The following is a 14746-nucleotide window of genomic DNA, read 5'->3' on the forward strand; positions in this document are numbered from 1 at the left end:
GTATCAAACTTCATCTATTTCATCTACTTTAATAATAACTTAATATCCGTAGATATAGTATAAACATCATGACATAAAACTACATCATTCCGCCCATACCACCCATTCCACCCATATCAGGTGCTGAAGGTGTTGAAGTTGCTGAAGAAGAATCTTGAGGTTTCTCAGTTACCATAGCCTCAGTTGTAATCATTAGACCTGCAACTGATGCTGCAAATTGTAGTGCAGAACGAGTAACTTTAGTTGGGTCTAAAATACCCATAGCTATCATATCGCCATATTTCCCTGCTGCAGCATTGTAACCATAATTACCCTCTCCAGCACGAACATTATTAGCAATAACAGACCCTTCATCACCTGCATTATTAGTAATCTGACGAATTGGAGCCTCCATAGCTCTAAGAGCTACACGAATTCCTACATTTTGTTCTTCATTATCTCCTTGAAGTTTCGAAACTTTTGAAGCAGCACGGATTAATGCAACACCACCGCCAGCAACTACACCTTCTTCCACTGCTGCACGAGTTGCATGCAACGCATCTTCTACTCGATCTTTCTTCTCTTTCATTTCTACTTCAGTTGCTGCACCAACCTTAATGACTGCAACACCGCCAGCTAATTTTGCTACACGTTCTTGCAGTTTTTCTTTATCATAGTCTGAAGTTGCTTCTTCAATCTGCTGACGAATTTGGGTAACACGACCTTGGATCATACTTTCTTTACCTGAACCATCTATTATAGTCGAAGTTTCCTTAGTAATTGTTAAACGTTTAGCTTGACCTAAATCATTTAAAGTAACTTTTTCAAGTTCAAGACCAATCTCTTCAGAGATAACCGTACCACCAGTTAGGATAGCAATATCCTGCAACATTGCTTTACGACGATCACCAAAACCTGGAGCTTTAACAGCAGCTACTTTTACGATCCCACGCATGTTATTCACAACCAAAGTTGCCAACGCTTCACCTTCTAAATCCTCAGCAATAATTAATAAAGGACGAGATGCTTTTGCTACTATTTCTAGAATCGGTAAAAGTTCACGAATATTAGAAATTTTTTTATCAATTAATAGAATAAAAGGATTTTCAAGGTCTACAGAACCTGAATCCTGATTATTGATAAAGTAAGGAGATAGATAGCCTCGATCAAACTGCATACCTTCTACCACATCTAATTCGTCCTGTAGACCTTGACCTTCTTCTACTGTAATAACTCCATCTCGACCTACCTTTTCCATTGCTTCCGCAATAATTTTACCTACTGTAGAATCAGAATTAGCAGAAATAGTACCTACTTGTTCAATTGCTTTAGCATCTTCGCATGGCACAGATAGCACTTTTAATTCTTCTACTGCTGCTGCTACTGCTTTATCGACACCACGCTTAAGATCCATTGGATTCATACCTGCAGCTACAGCTTTCAAACCTTCAGTAATAATTGACTGAGCTAAGACTGTCGCTGTTGTTGTACCATCACCAGTAGCATCATTTGCTTGCGATGCTACTTCTTTTACCATTTGTACACCCATGTTTTGGAATTTATCTTCCAGTTCAATTTCACGAGCTACAGACACACCATCTTTAGTAATACTTGGTGCACCAAAAGATTTATCTAAGACAACATTGCGTCCTTTAGGACCTAATGTTACTTTTACCGCATCAGCTAAAACATTTACACCTTCTAGCATTTTAATACGTGCTTCATTACCAAATTTAACATCTTTAGCAGCCATCTTTAATTTTTCCCTTTCTTAATTCGATTTTTATATCTATGCGTTTTGAATCAGAGCAAAAAATTACTCGACAATCGCCATAATGTCGTTTTCAGACATAATCAGAACTTCTTTACCATCAATTTTTTCTGTTTTTGTACCATAACCATCAGAAAAAACAACAACATCACCCACTTTTACATCTAGTGGCTGAAGTCTACCGCTTTCTAGAACACGGCCTTTACCCACAGCTACAACTGTACCGCGAGTTGATTTTTCTGCAGCAGAACCAGTCAAAACAATGCCACCCGCTGATTTAGACTCAACTTCTTGGCGCTCTACAATAACTCGATCGTGTAATGGACGAATCTTCATCAGTCCTTTCTCCTGAAAATTTCTATATGATTTTGATAAATTATGCACTAGTCAAATTAACTGATTTGGAAGTGCCTCGCCGAGAATATGTGGGGTATATTAGATAAATCCAAGGGGTAAAAGTAAAATTTTGTGACCAATACATCAAAAAATATTAATTATAACTAATCTATCACCATTTACAGTAGCTTAGCAGCTGAAAAGGAATATTAAAATAATTCTAGGAAAGATAATGTGTAATATTATAATTATTTAATTACATATCTAATCCTAAAAAATTGCAAGAAATTCTGAGGATATTAAAACTATTCTAAATTTAAAAACACATTGTAGTTAATTATCTAAACAAACATTGTTTCTTAATAATTTTTCTATGAATTTTAATACTTATTGACTGATTAAGTAGATCAAAATTAACTCTAACTTTCTGTCTTTTAACTAAAACATATTTATAAAGATGTTTCTTTTGATAAGAACTAACAGGGTACTGTCTTACTAGCTTGAATTGCAGTCAAAGCAATAGTATAAACGATATCATCTACAAGTGCTCCACGAGATAAATCATTGACTGGTTTTCGCATACCTTGAAGCATAGGACCAATGGATAATAAATCTGCAGAACGTTGTACAGCTTTATAAGTAGTATTTCCTGTATTCAAATCGGGAAATATGAATACGGTTGCCTTACCAGCTACAGGAGAGTTAGGTGCCTTAGAAGCAGCAACATTTTCCATAATAGCAGCATCATATTGCAAAGGGCCATCTATTATAAGATTAGGGCGTTTCTTTTTAGCAATTTGAGTTGCTGTTCGAACTTTATCTACATCAGTACCTTTAGCAGATTCACCTGTAGAGTATGAAATCATTGCTACACGTGGTTCAATTCCAAAATCGGCTGCAGAATCTGCAGATTGAATAGCAATTTCAGCTAGTTGTTCTGCATTCGGATCTGGATTAATTGCGCAATCACCATATACTAAAACTTGTTCTGGTAGCAGCATAAAAAAAATTGAAGATATAATAGATGTACCTGGTGCTGTCTTAATAATTTGAAATGGAGGAATAATAGTATTTGCAGTCGTATGTACTGCACCAGATACTAAACCGTCAACTTCGTTTCGTTCAAGCATCATAGTTCCAAGGAAAACAGAATCTTCTAATTTTTCTCGTGCGACTACTTCCGTCATGCCTTTTCCTTTTCGAAGTTTAATTAAAAGAGAAATATAATCTTCACGCACTTCATCAGGATCAATAATTTCAATTCCAAAACCTAACTTAATACCCTGTTGCATGGCAACACGATGAATTTCTTTAGGATTTCCAAGAAGGACACATCTTGCAATACCACGCTCTGCACAAATAGATGAAGCTTTAACTGTACGTGGTTCAGTACCTTCAGGAAGAACAATACGTTTTTCTACCTTACGTGCATATTCAGTTAAATAGTAACGAAAAGCTGGTGGGCTTAAACGTCGATTTCTCTGAACACCTTCAGATAATGAATTGATCCAGGTAGAGTGAATATGACTAGCAACATGATCGCTAATAAATTCAATACGTTCTTTATCATCAACTAACATTTCAAGATTACAGCTTTCTAAATTTAAAGCTGTTTGCCATGTATTCGACTCTACTTTAAAAATGGGCAAACCAGTTTCAAATGCTGGTTTACATAACTCAAAAATTTTTTTTGGGATACCATAACCACCAGTAAGTAAAATAGCAGCAATTTCAATACCATTTTTTGCTGCTAGTGCAATTGCAACAATAACATCTGGACGATCTCCTGAAGTTACAAGCAAAGCACCTGGTTTAAAATGCTTTATCATATTCGGTAAAGAATGTGCGCAAAAAATAATACTTTTGATACGTCGAGTTTCAATTTCACCTTTATTAATAATTTCGGCACGCAAATGTTTAGCCATATCAACGGCACGTGTCGCTATCAAATTAATATTCCAAGGGATGCATCCAAGAACACGAATGGGACTGGAATTAAAAATATTTATTATCTCAAGATTTACTTGTTGAATTCTATCTTTACTAGAAAAAAAACTAGAAAAATCAAGACGAATACGACCTTCTTCATCAATAGGAGCATTTAGCTTATTAATAATAACACCTGAAATATTTGCATTTTTAGCACCTCCAAAATTTGAAAAAGTAACTTCAACACGCTCCTTCAATTTTTCTAACTCATCAGTATCTGGAATTGCTACAAAAACAATTTCAGCATCAAGTGTTTTTGCAATCTCCGCATTCACTTGATTTGCAAATAGATGTTTTCTAGTTGATACAAGTCCTTCTACAAGAGTAACTTCAGATCTTTTTTTTACTTTATTATATTGCTCCATAACAAAATCGAGAAGCATATCTATTTTTTCATTACCAATTAAATTTTCAGCTGTAGTAATTAAAGTAGGCTCACCTACAACCATATTACTATTTGTTGCAATAATTGTTGAAGTAAGATCAGATTGGTTTCCACCATGACTAAGTTGGGCAATCGGTTTATAGAAAGAAACATTTACACCTTGCCTTTCCATGGCACGAAGGATCCCTATGCTTACACTAGTAAGACCAACTGAAGCACTTGTAGGAATGAGCATTATAGTGCGTGACATCTGTTTGAATACCTATACTATTTATCTAATTTCATATTCAGATACCTAATAAATGAGCAGTCTCTTCCGCAATAATTAACTCTTCATTAGTAGAAATAACGATTGCTGGAATACGACTGTTTTTTTCAGTTATAAACCCTTCACGACCAAAACGAGCTTGTAAATTTGCTTCTTTATCAACTTTAACATCTAATAAACTTAAACGATCCAAAACTTTTTCACGAATTAATGCTGAATTCTCACCTATACCACCAGTAAAAATAATAGCGTTTAAATGTCCATCAAATAATGTGCTATAACCTGCGATATATTTAGCTAATCGGTGACAAAATACTTCTATTGTACGGGTTGCTTCCTTTGTTTTAGCATAATTATTTTCAATAAATCGACAATCAGAAGAACATTGAGTTAATCCAAGAAAACCAGATTCTTTAGTTAACATATGCTCAATTTCTTTCATAGAATAGCCAAGAACATTATACAAATGAAAAATAATCCCAGGATCAATATCGCCGCAACGAGTACCCATTACTAAACCTTCAAATGGAGTTAACCCCATAGATGTATCTACAGATTGGCCAGTTTTAATAGCACAAACTGAAGCACCATTACCTAAATGACAACTAATAATACTTGTTTCTTCAATTTTTTGATCTAATATGCTTGCACATTTACGAGTAATAAATAAATGAGAAGTACCATGCATACCATATCGACGAATACCATGTTCCTTATATAAAGAATATGGTAAGGCGTATAAATAAGATTGTTCAGGCATAGTTTGATGAAAAGCAGTATCGAAAACAGCAACATTTTGAAGTTTTGGAAAAGCTTTTTGAGCTGCTTTAATACCTATAATATGAGCAGGATTATGAAGTGGTGCTAATTTTGAACAATCTTGAATTCCTTTTAGAACTTTATCTGTAATAAGAACAGATTGAGTAAATCTTTCACCTCCATGCACAATCCGATGACCAATAGCCTTCACATTTTTAGAAAGCTCTGTCTTAGAAGAATCTAAAATGCTTTCTACAATAAATGATAATGCTTCTTCATGAATCGCATTATCACTAAGCTTAGCTTCATATTTTCTATGTAATTGCCATTTAATCCTGGCTTCTTTAAGATATAAGCATTCTGCAAGACCACTTAGGTGTTCTATACCACGTTTTGCATCCACAATAGCAAATTTAAGAGAAGAACTACCGCAGTTTAAAACAAATACTAGCTTAGACATGAAAAAAACCTGTATGTTATATTATCTAACAATTAATTAAAATGCAAAAACAAATATAGGAGGGTGATATGTATAATTCGTTGATTGCTAAGTCAAAAAACAAAATGGGAACCATGTAAATCTCAAACTAATTTACTTTACCTAAAGGATTTCTTACTTTGAGCCTTGATATTTGGAAGATCAGTAATACTACCTTCAAATATTTCTGCAGCTAAACCTATAGATTCATGTAAAGTAGGATGAGCATGAATAGTTAATGCAATATCTTCAGCCTCACAACCCATTTCGATAGAAAGAGCAATCTCACCTAAAAGCTCGCCAGCATGCATTCCTACTACAGCGCCACCAATTATTCGACGATTATTTTTATTAAAAATAAGCTTAGTCATACCCTCAGAATAATGAGACGCGATTGCTCGACCTGAAGCAGACCAAGGGAATATTGCAATTTCATAATCAATACCCTCTTCTTTGGCATCTTTTTCTGTTTTTCCTACCCATGCTACTTCAGGTTGAGTATAAGCTATAGATGGAATAACTCTAGGGTCCCAATAATGTTTTTTACCTGAGATTACTTCTGCAGCTAAATGACCTTGATGAACACCTTTGTGAGCTAGCATTGGTTGACCAACAACATCACCAACAGCGTAAATATGAGGAATATTAGTACGCATTTGTTTATCAACTATTATGAAATTGGATCCATCGATCTTAACACCTGATTTTTCAATATCAAGGAAATTAGTATTTGGCACACGACCAATTGCAACTAAAACCGCATCGTAATATTTAGAACTAGGTATAGAATTTTCTCCTTTCATTGAAACGTATATTGCATTTTCTTTAGCTTCTATTGAAGTTACTTTTGTCTTTAACATTAAATTAAACTGGCTTTTAATCTTTCTGTTATAAATAGAAATAACATCTTTATCTGCTAAAGGAATCAATTGTCCAGACATTTCTACAATATCAATTTTAGACCCAAGAGTATGGTAAACTGTTGCCATCTCCAATCCAATAATTCCACCACCTATGATCAATAATTTTTCTGGAATATTTTTTAATTCTAGCGCATCTGTAGAATCCCAAACACGTGAATCTTTATGTGGAATAAATGGCAGTTGAATTGGTTTAGAACCTGAAGCTATGATAGCGTACTCAAAATTAACATTTTTTTTACCTTTTTTAGTATCTACTACAATTGAATTAGGTCCTGTGAACTTGCCAAATCCATTTAGAATCATAACATTACGTGTCTTAGCCATAGAATAAAGACCAGAGGCTAGTTTAGTAATCATTCTCTTTTTCCAAGAACGAATACTTTCTATATCAGCTTGAAGTTTACCAGAAACAATACCGCACTCAGCTAACATTTTTGCTTCTTCCATAACTTTAGATATATGCAATAGTGCTTTTGATGGAATACAACCTAAGTTTAAACAAACACCACCAAGAGAGTCATTGCGCTCAATAAGAATGGTTTCTAAACCTAAATCTGCACACCGAAACGCAGCAGAATAGCCGGCAGGACCTGCACCAAGCACTACTACTTTTGCTTTAATTTCATTGCTCATATTGACCTCTCATGATCATTCTCTTTGTAAGATACAATTATATTCTGAATATTATCAGTACACTCAAAGTTAGTATTACCTCTAAGGAGCTATTTATAGCAAATCAAAATTTAATGCTTTCTCCTTCATAGAATTAAACGACGAACATCCGATAATATACTATTTAAGAAGGTGATAAAACGTGCACCTTCAGCACCATCAATGACTCGATGATCATATGATAAAGAAAGCGGCAGTTGTAATTGTGGCTGGAATTCATTGCCATTCCACACTGGCTTGATTTCAGATTTAGATATACCAAGAATAGCTACTTCTGGAGCATTGATTATTGGAGTAAAACTTGTTCCACCAATACTCCCAAGACTAGATATAGTAAAACCGCCACCTTGCATATCTGAAATTTTCAAAGTACCAGCACGAGCTTTCCTAGAAATAGAAATTAAATCTTCAGATAACTTATAAATACCCCTTTTATTTACATTTTGAAAGACAGGAACTACTAAACCATTTGGAGTGTCAACTGCAATACCAATATTTATATATTTTTTAATTATTAAACTTTCTCCATCGTTAGATAAAGAAGAATTAAATGTAGGAAATTTTTCTAACGCTTTAGCAACAGCTTTCATTATAAATGATAGCAATGTAATTTTTCTAGCACCGTTCTCCATAGAGTTATTGATGTTCTGTTCCTTTCTAAATTCCTCTAATTTAGTAACATTGACACTATCCCACTGTGTTACATGAGGGATCATTACCCAATTACGATGTAAATTGGCTCCAGATTTTTTTTTCACACGAGGAATAGGGCTAGTTTCTATTTCACCAAACTTGCTGAAATCTACCTCTGGCCAAGGAAGCAAATTCAAAAGATTCTTCCCATCTTCTTCCCTTCCATCTTCTTCCCTTTTTATCAATTTCCCTTTATCAGATTTTACTCCTTCAATATAAGCTTGAATATCTTCCTTTAAAATACGACCTTTACGACCAGTGCCAAAAATTCTGGATAGATCAATATCCAATTCACGTGCTAGACGACGAACAATTGGAGAAGCATAAACATAGTGATCGCTATTATCTTTAGAAGATATTTCTTTATGTACATCATCTGAAATAAAATTTTCACTTTTTTCAATACTAAAACTCATGAATGGTGAACCTGAAGAGACTTTATCACCTACTAAAACTTGAATTTCTTTTATCACACCTGAACAGGGGGAAGGAATTTCCATTGAAGCTTTATCTCCTTCAACAGTAATTAGAGACTGATCTTTTGAAACTGTATCGCCAATATTGACTAAAATCTCAGTTATTTCAACCTCATCAGAACCAATATCAGGTACGTTAATTTCGATTATCATCGTGTTTTACCTTATGCATATTGCGGATTAATTTTGTTAGTATCAATATTAAATTTCTTAATTGCCGCAGCAACTACAGTTTGTTCAAAGTCCCCTCGTTTAACTAATTCAGCTAATGCAGCAACAACAACATAGCTAGAATTAATTTCAAAATGGCGACGTAAATTTTTACGACTATCAGAACGTCCAAAACCATCAGTGCCTAGTACTTTATAAGACTCAGCTGGAATAAATGGGCGTATTTGCTCTGCATAATTTTTTATATAATCAGTAGCAGCAATAGCAGGCTCTTTTCCTAAAATCTGAGCAACATATGGGACTTTAGGTTCTTTTTCTGGATGTAACATATTGTGACGTTCTACTGACTGACCTTCACGAGTCAATTCATTATAGGAAGTGACAGAATAGACATCAGATTCTACCCCGTAATCATGTTTTAAAATTTTAGCGGCTTTACGTACTTCATTCATAATACTACCTGAACTAAGAAGTTGAACTTTCCTGATACTTCCCCTATTCATATCAACATGTTTATCTTTATAAGATTCTAATTTATAAATGCCCTTGCAAATACCCTTCTCAGCACCTTCTGGCATTGCTGGCATTGAGTAATTTTCATTCATCAAGGTTAAGTAATAAAAAACATTCTCTTGACTTTGTCCATACATACGACGGATCCCGTCCTGAATAATTACTGCAATTTCATAAGAAAATGTTGGATCGTAAGAGATACAGTTAGGGATTATATTAGCTTGGATATGAGAATGACCATCTTCATGCTGTAATCCCTCACCATTCAATGTAGTTCGACCAGATGTAGCACCTAATAAAAAACCACGAGCTTGCTGATCACCTGCCATCCATGCCATATCACCAACTCGCTGAAAACCAAACATAGAGTAATATATATAAAAAGGAATCATGGGTAAATCATTTGTACTGTAAGAGGTTGCGGCAGCTAACCAAGAAGACATGGCACCTAATTCATTAATGCCTTCTTGAAGTATTTGTCCTGAAACAGATTCTTTGTAATAAGAAAGCATCTTGCTATCCTCTGGAATATATTTCTGGCCATTAGGATTATAAATACCAATTTGACGGAATAAACCTTCCATTCCAAAAGTACGAGCTTCATCAGCAATAATAGGAACAATATGTTTACCAATATTTCTATCTCTAAGAAAGAGATTTAATGTTCGTATAAAAGCAATAGTTGTAGAAATCTTCCGTTTTTGCTCAGTTAAAAGTGAAGAAAAAACTTGAATTTTAGGAATTGTTATTTTTTTAGTAAATTTAGGCAACCGATTAGGCATATAACCATATAACTCTTTTCGGCGAGCATGAAGATACTTATACTCAACAGAACCTTCTTCCAATTTTAAATAAGGAAGTTCTTCAAGCTCTTTTTCAGAAATAACATCTTGCAAATTTAAATGATTACGTAAATATCGAATATCTTTTATTTCCATTTTCTTAATGCTATGAGCTACATTTTTCCCTTCAGCAATATTACCCATACCATAACCCTTCACTGTTTTGGCTAAAATTACAGTAGGTTTGTTTTTTGTTTCTTTTGCATTTTGAAACGCAGCAAATAATTTAGATGCATCATGTCCGCCACGTTTAAGAGAAAAAATTTCATCATCAGTCATATTAACAACAAGTTCAGCTGTCTCTGGATATTTACCAAAAAAGTGCTTACGTATATAAGCACCATTTCTAGATTTTAAAGTTTGATAATCACCATCAAGAGTTTCATTCATAAGTTGAATAAGCTTTCCTGTAGTATCATTAGCAAGTAATGTATCCCATTCACTACCCCAAATAACCTTAATTATATTCCAACCAGCTCCTTTAAACACCCCTTCTAGCTCTTGAATAATACTTCCATTCCCTATTACTGGACCATCCAAACGCTGAAGATTACAATTAATCAAAAAACATAAGTTATCGAGCTGTTCTCTAGCAGCAAATGAAAGTGCACCTCGTGATTCTGGTTCATCCATTTCACCATCTCCCAAAAAGGTATAAACTCTTTGAGCAGAAGTATCTTTCAAACCACGACTACTAAGATATTTTAGAAACCGTGCTTGATAGATAGAAGCAATAGGGCCTAAACCCATTGATACTGTTGGAAATTGCCAAAATTCAGGCATTAATTTAGGATGAGGATAAGAGGAAATGCCTTTACCGTCGACTTCTTGACGAAAATTATCGAGCTGTTCTTTACTTAATCGACCTTCAACAAAAGCACGAGAATAAATACCAGGAGAAGTATGACCTTGATAGTAAATTAAATCTCCTCCATCTGACTTATTTGAAGCACGAAAGATATGGTTAAAACAAACTTCATAAAATGTTGCTGAAGATTGATAAGATGCTATATGACCACCAAGATCTAAACCTTTTCTAGATGCACGTAACACAATTGCCATGGCATTCCACCGAATGATAGAACGGATACGAGACTCAATAACTAAATCGCCAGGATAAGGGGGCTCTTGTGAAACTGGAATAGTATTAATATAGCTCGTGTTAATACTTGATATATTGATACCACTTGAAGATGCTTTCTCTAGAAGTTGTTCAAGTAAATACTGAGCACGACTTGTACCTTCCTCACGAATAACCGACTCAAGTGATTCAAGCCATTCTTGAGTTTCTAGTTTGTCTATATCATATTTCACATCAGACATCGTTTCATCCTTATAATTGATCTGCTTTGCTCAATTTAACAAGTGAATACTAATCATAACTAGTTGCTTTGTTTTAAAATTTCACTTAAATAAACTTTTAACTTCTGGTTGAAATTGAATTCAACAACACGATAAACTGTTACCAGTAAAATAGAACATGGAAGAACTTTCGAGTTAATTAATCATTAAATCAACTACTATTAATCTAGAAACCAACAAAACTATTGAAACACAATTAATCTAAAGACTTTTTCATTTCTTTAAAGGTTAAAAAACCAGGCATAAGAATAAGTTAATACAGGGAAACCGCATAATACGTACTATTCTTCAAATACTATGATAATTCCTAATTTTAAACATATACTATAGATATAAGGTAAAATTAAAATAAATTTACAACAGTTTCTTTTACAGTTTTTCAGTAAACATCAATAAGTTTTTAGTAAAAAGCAACTCGTTTATTTTTCTAATTCTCACTAATAATAGTAATATAAATCCCACTTTATTTCTGAAGCTAACATAATTAAAACATAGATGTCTAGCCAAAATTGATTTTTCAAAATTGAAAAATCAATTTTGTTTTTCTGCATTAATAACCACACTAAACCTAAAAAGCCATAAAATCTAACAAAAAAAATCATATATATTAAAATACTATCGTTTCAATATGCTCAATTATCAATTGTAACGAATGACTTCCACTAAATTCATTAACATCAAGCCTATATACTAATTGAACAAATTTTACTGAGCTATTAGGCCAATAATTCAAATCTGCATTAAACATAATTCCATCTATAATAGTTCGATTGAAACAATCCTTAAATATAGGCTCAAGCAATAACCGTATGTGCTTTTTCCCTACCAGTTTTTGATTGATAACTTTAAATTTACCATCAAAAACTGGTTCAGGAAATCCTTCTCCCCATGGACTAGCAAATTTTAATAATTTTGCAGTGTGTATGGAAAAATCTTTTTCTTTCAATTTCCCATCACTTAGTATGATATTTTTTAATACTAAATCACCTAATTCCTTACGTACTGCTTGATCAAATATTTTAGCAAAATTATCAAGGTGTTCTTCTTTAAGAGTTAAACCTGCTGCCATAGAATGACCACCATACATAATAATTAATCCAGGATTTTGAGAATTAATATTATCAAGTACATTAAAAAAATGGAATCCAGGAATAGATCGGCAAGAACCTTTGAGTATCCCTTTAGTATTATTAGAAAAAACAACAACCGGACGGTGAAATTTCTCTTTCATTCGTGACGCAAGAATACCAATTATACCTTGATGCCATCCGCGCTGGTATAAAACTAAACCAAATGGAAATTGAGAGTTTTTATTTAATTGAATCTTATTACAAAAAGCTATAGCTTCTTTCCTCATATTTTCTTCAATTTTTTTTCGAGTTTGATTTAAAGCATTAAGCTGTTTTGCTATATAACGTGCCGTATGAATATCATCACTTATCAATAGCTCTACCCCAAATGACATGTCATGCAAACGACCAGCTGCATTAATTCTTGGTCCTAGTGCAAAACCAAAGTCAGATGCCACTAAATTTTTTCTATTAAGATTAGCTACTTCAATAAGAGCTTGAATACCTGGCCGTGTTTTACCTGCTCGAATACGTTGTAACCCTTGATAAACTAAAATGCGGTTGTTTTTATCCAATGGTACAACATCAGCTATAGTACCAAAAGCAACTAAATCTAAGAATTTCATAAGCTTAGGTTCAAGCATATTATTTAGAATGAACCAATCCTTATCTCTCATATACACACAAAGAGCCATCATTAAATAAAATACAACACCAACACCAGATAAAGTTTTTAAAAAAACACCAGAACTACAAATATTTGGATTTACTATTGCGTCGACATTAGGGAGTCTATGACCAGGTAAATGATGGTCTGTTATTAAAACTTGTAAGCCCTTTTTATTAGCATAACTAACTCCATCAATAGATGAAATCCCATTATCTACAGTCATAATTATATCCGCGCCTAACTTGATAGCTTGATCAACTACCTGAACACTGAGACCATAACCGTCCTTAAAACGATTTGGGATTAAATAATCTACATTTCTAGATCCCAACATACGTAGTGCCAATACAGATAAGGCTGAACTAGTTGCCCCATCAACATCAAAATCACCAACAACGATAATCCGTTTATTTTCTTGAATAGCTAAAAATAACAATCGTACCGCTTTATGAATACCTGGTAATTCTTTATATGAACATAGTGCTTTAGTTGTAGTTTCTAATTGATTAATTGATTGTATACCACGATTTATATATATACGTTTTAATATAGGATGAATTGTATCAGGAAGAAGACTAAGATCAGCTCTAGGCCGACGTTGAATTTTTATCATCATATTAAATAATAAAGCATAGAGAATGAGTATGTACTGACTAATACCATAAACAACCTGGATGATGGTTACTATGAAATTTTTTGAGTCGATCTGCAGCTACATGGGTATAAATTTATGTGGAAAATAACTAGCTTTGACCAAGCAGCATCTGAACTACTCCAAGTTCTGCAGCATAATTTAGTAAATATGTAGCAAAAGCATGCCTCAAAATATGAGGAGATAACAGTTTTATATCAATTCCAATAATCTTCCTATAATATTTAACATGATAGCAAAAAGTTTGCCTTGTCATCACTCTAGCACGTTTACTTGGAAAGAAAATATCAGATTTTAATGAACCTAGTAATATAGGCCTACTATTCTTTAAAAAAAGTGCCGATCCAATCCATTGCATCTTCTCCTATAGGTACTAATCGCTCTTTATTTCCATTACCTATTATACACACTACACCTTGACATAAGTTAATATTTGCTATTTCTTTAAGAGAACAATATATCTAGTAGCATAGAGTCTATGCATTGATTTATCTCTCAATCTAATCACCTCATTAAGATTTGATGCATTTAATAATAAATTAACTTGTTCTTCCGTCAAATCTTTAGGTAATCGTTTAGGAAGTTAGGATTTCTAATTAATATTGTAGGTTTATCTAAATGAATTTCTGTTTGATTCAAATACTGATCGTTGACCTCATTCTAGAATGAGGTCTTAGCTTACACTTTTGATCCGTTAACCACATTTAGTATTTTGCAAACTAGATAATTGAATAGTA

Annotated in this window: 8 protein-coding genes and 1 pseudogene; all 9 read right to left on the reverse strand. The window is 33.6% G+C overall.

Annotated features, from left to right (window positions below):
- Window positions 1–79 precede the first annotated feature (79 nt).
- On the reverse strand, window positions 80–1732 hold the full coding sequence (gene groL / locus O1U_RS01545) for a chaperonin GroEL (protein ID WP_016503658.1): 1653 nt from the start codon (window positions 1730–1732) through the stop codon (window positions 80–82).
- A gap of 63 nt (window positions 1733–1795) precedes the next feature.
- Complete coding sequence (locus O1U_RS01550) at window positions 1796–2086, reverse strand: co-chaperone GroES (RefSeq protein ID WP_016503659.1); 291 nt, start codon at window positions 2084–2086, stop codon at window positions 1796–1798.
- Window positions 2087–2562: 476 nt separating this feature from the next.
- Window positions 2563–4710, reverse strand: a complete 2148-nt coding sequence (pta, locus tag O1U_RS01555) for a phosphate acetyltransferase (protein WP_016503660.1) — start codon at window positions 4708–4710, stop codon at window positions 2563–2565.
- 37 nt (window positions 4711–4747) lie between these two features.
- On the reverse strand, window positions 4748–5947 hold the full coding sequence (locus O1U_RS01560; RefSeq protein WP_016503661.1) for an acetate kinase: 1200 nt from the start codon (window positions 5945–5947) through the stop codon (window positions 4748–4750).
- Window positions 5948–6084: 137 nt separating this feature from the next.
- Window positions 6085–7521 carry a dihydrolipoyl dehydrogenase gene (gene lpdA / locus O1U_RS01565; protein ID WP_016503662.1) on the reverse strand — a complete coding sequence of 479 codons (1437 nt, stop codon included), beginning with the start codon at window positions 7519–7521 and terminating at the stop codon, window positions 6085–6087.
- A 125-nt stretch (window positions 7522–7646) separates the two neighbouring features.
- Window positions 7647–8873: pseudogene (locus O1U_RS01570) on the reverse strand (2-oxo acid dehydrogenase subunit E2); the annotation flags it as partial.
- 20 nt (window positions 8874–8893) lie between these two features.
- The gene (gene aceE, locus O1U_RS01575) at window positions 8894–11578 is read right to left on the reverse strand and encodes a pyruvate dehydrogenase (acetyl-transferring), homodimeric type (RefSeq protein ID WP_016503664.1); all 2685 of its coding nucleotides are present in this window, start codon (window positions 11576–11578) and stop codon (window positions 8894–8896) included.
- 646 nt (window positions 11579–12224) lie between these two features.
- Window positions 12225–13970 carry a single-stranded-DNA-specific exonuclease RecJ gene (gene recJ, locus O1U_RS01580; protein ID WP_040356519.1) on the reverse strand — a complete coding sequence of 582 codons (1746 nt, stop codon included), beginning with the start codon at window positions 13968–13970 and terminating at the stop codon, window positions 12225–12227.
- Window positions 13971–14100: 130 nt separating this feature from the next.
- Window positions 14101–14367 (reverse strand): tyrosine-type recombinase/integrase, encoded by a 267-nt coding sequence (locus O1U_RS04960; RefSeq protein ID WP_016503666.1) that lies wholly within the window; start codon window positions 14365–14367, stop codon window positions 14101–14103.
- Window positions 14368–14746 lie beyond the last annotated feature (379 nt).

It is taken from the genome of Candidatus Photodesmus katoptron Akat1 (assembly GCF_000478685.1).
GTDB lineage: Bacteria > Pseudomonadota > Gammaproteobacteria > Enterobacterales > Vibrionaceae > Vibrio > Vibrio anomalopis.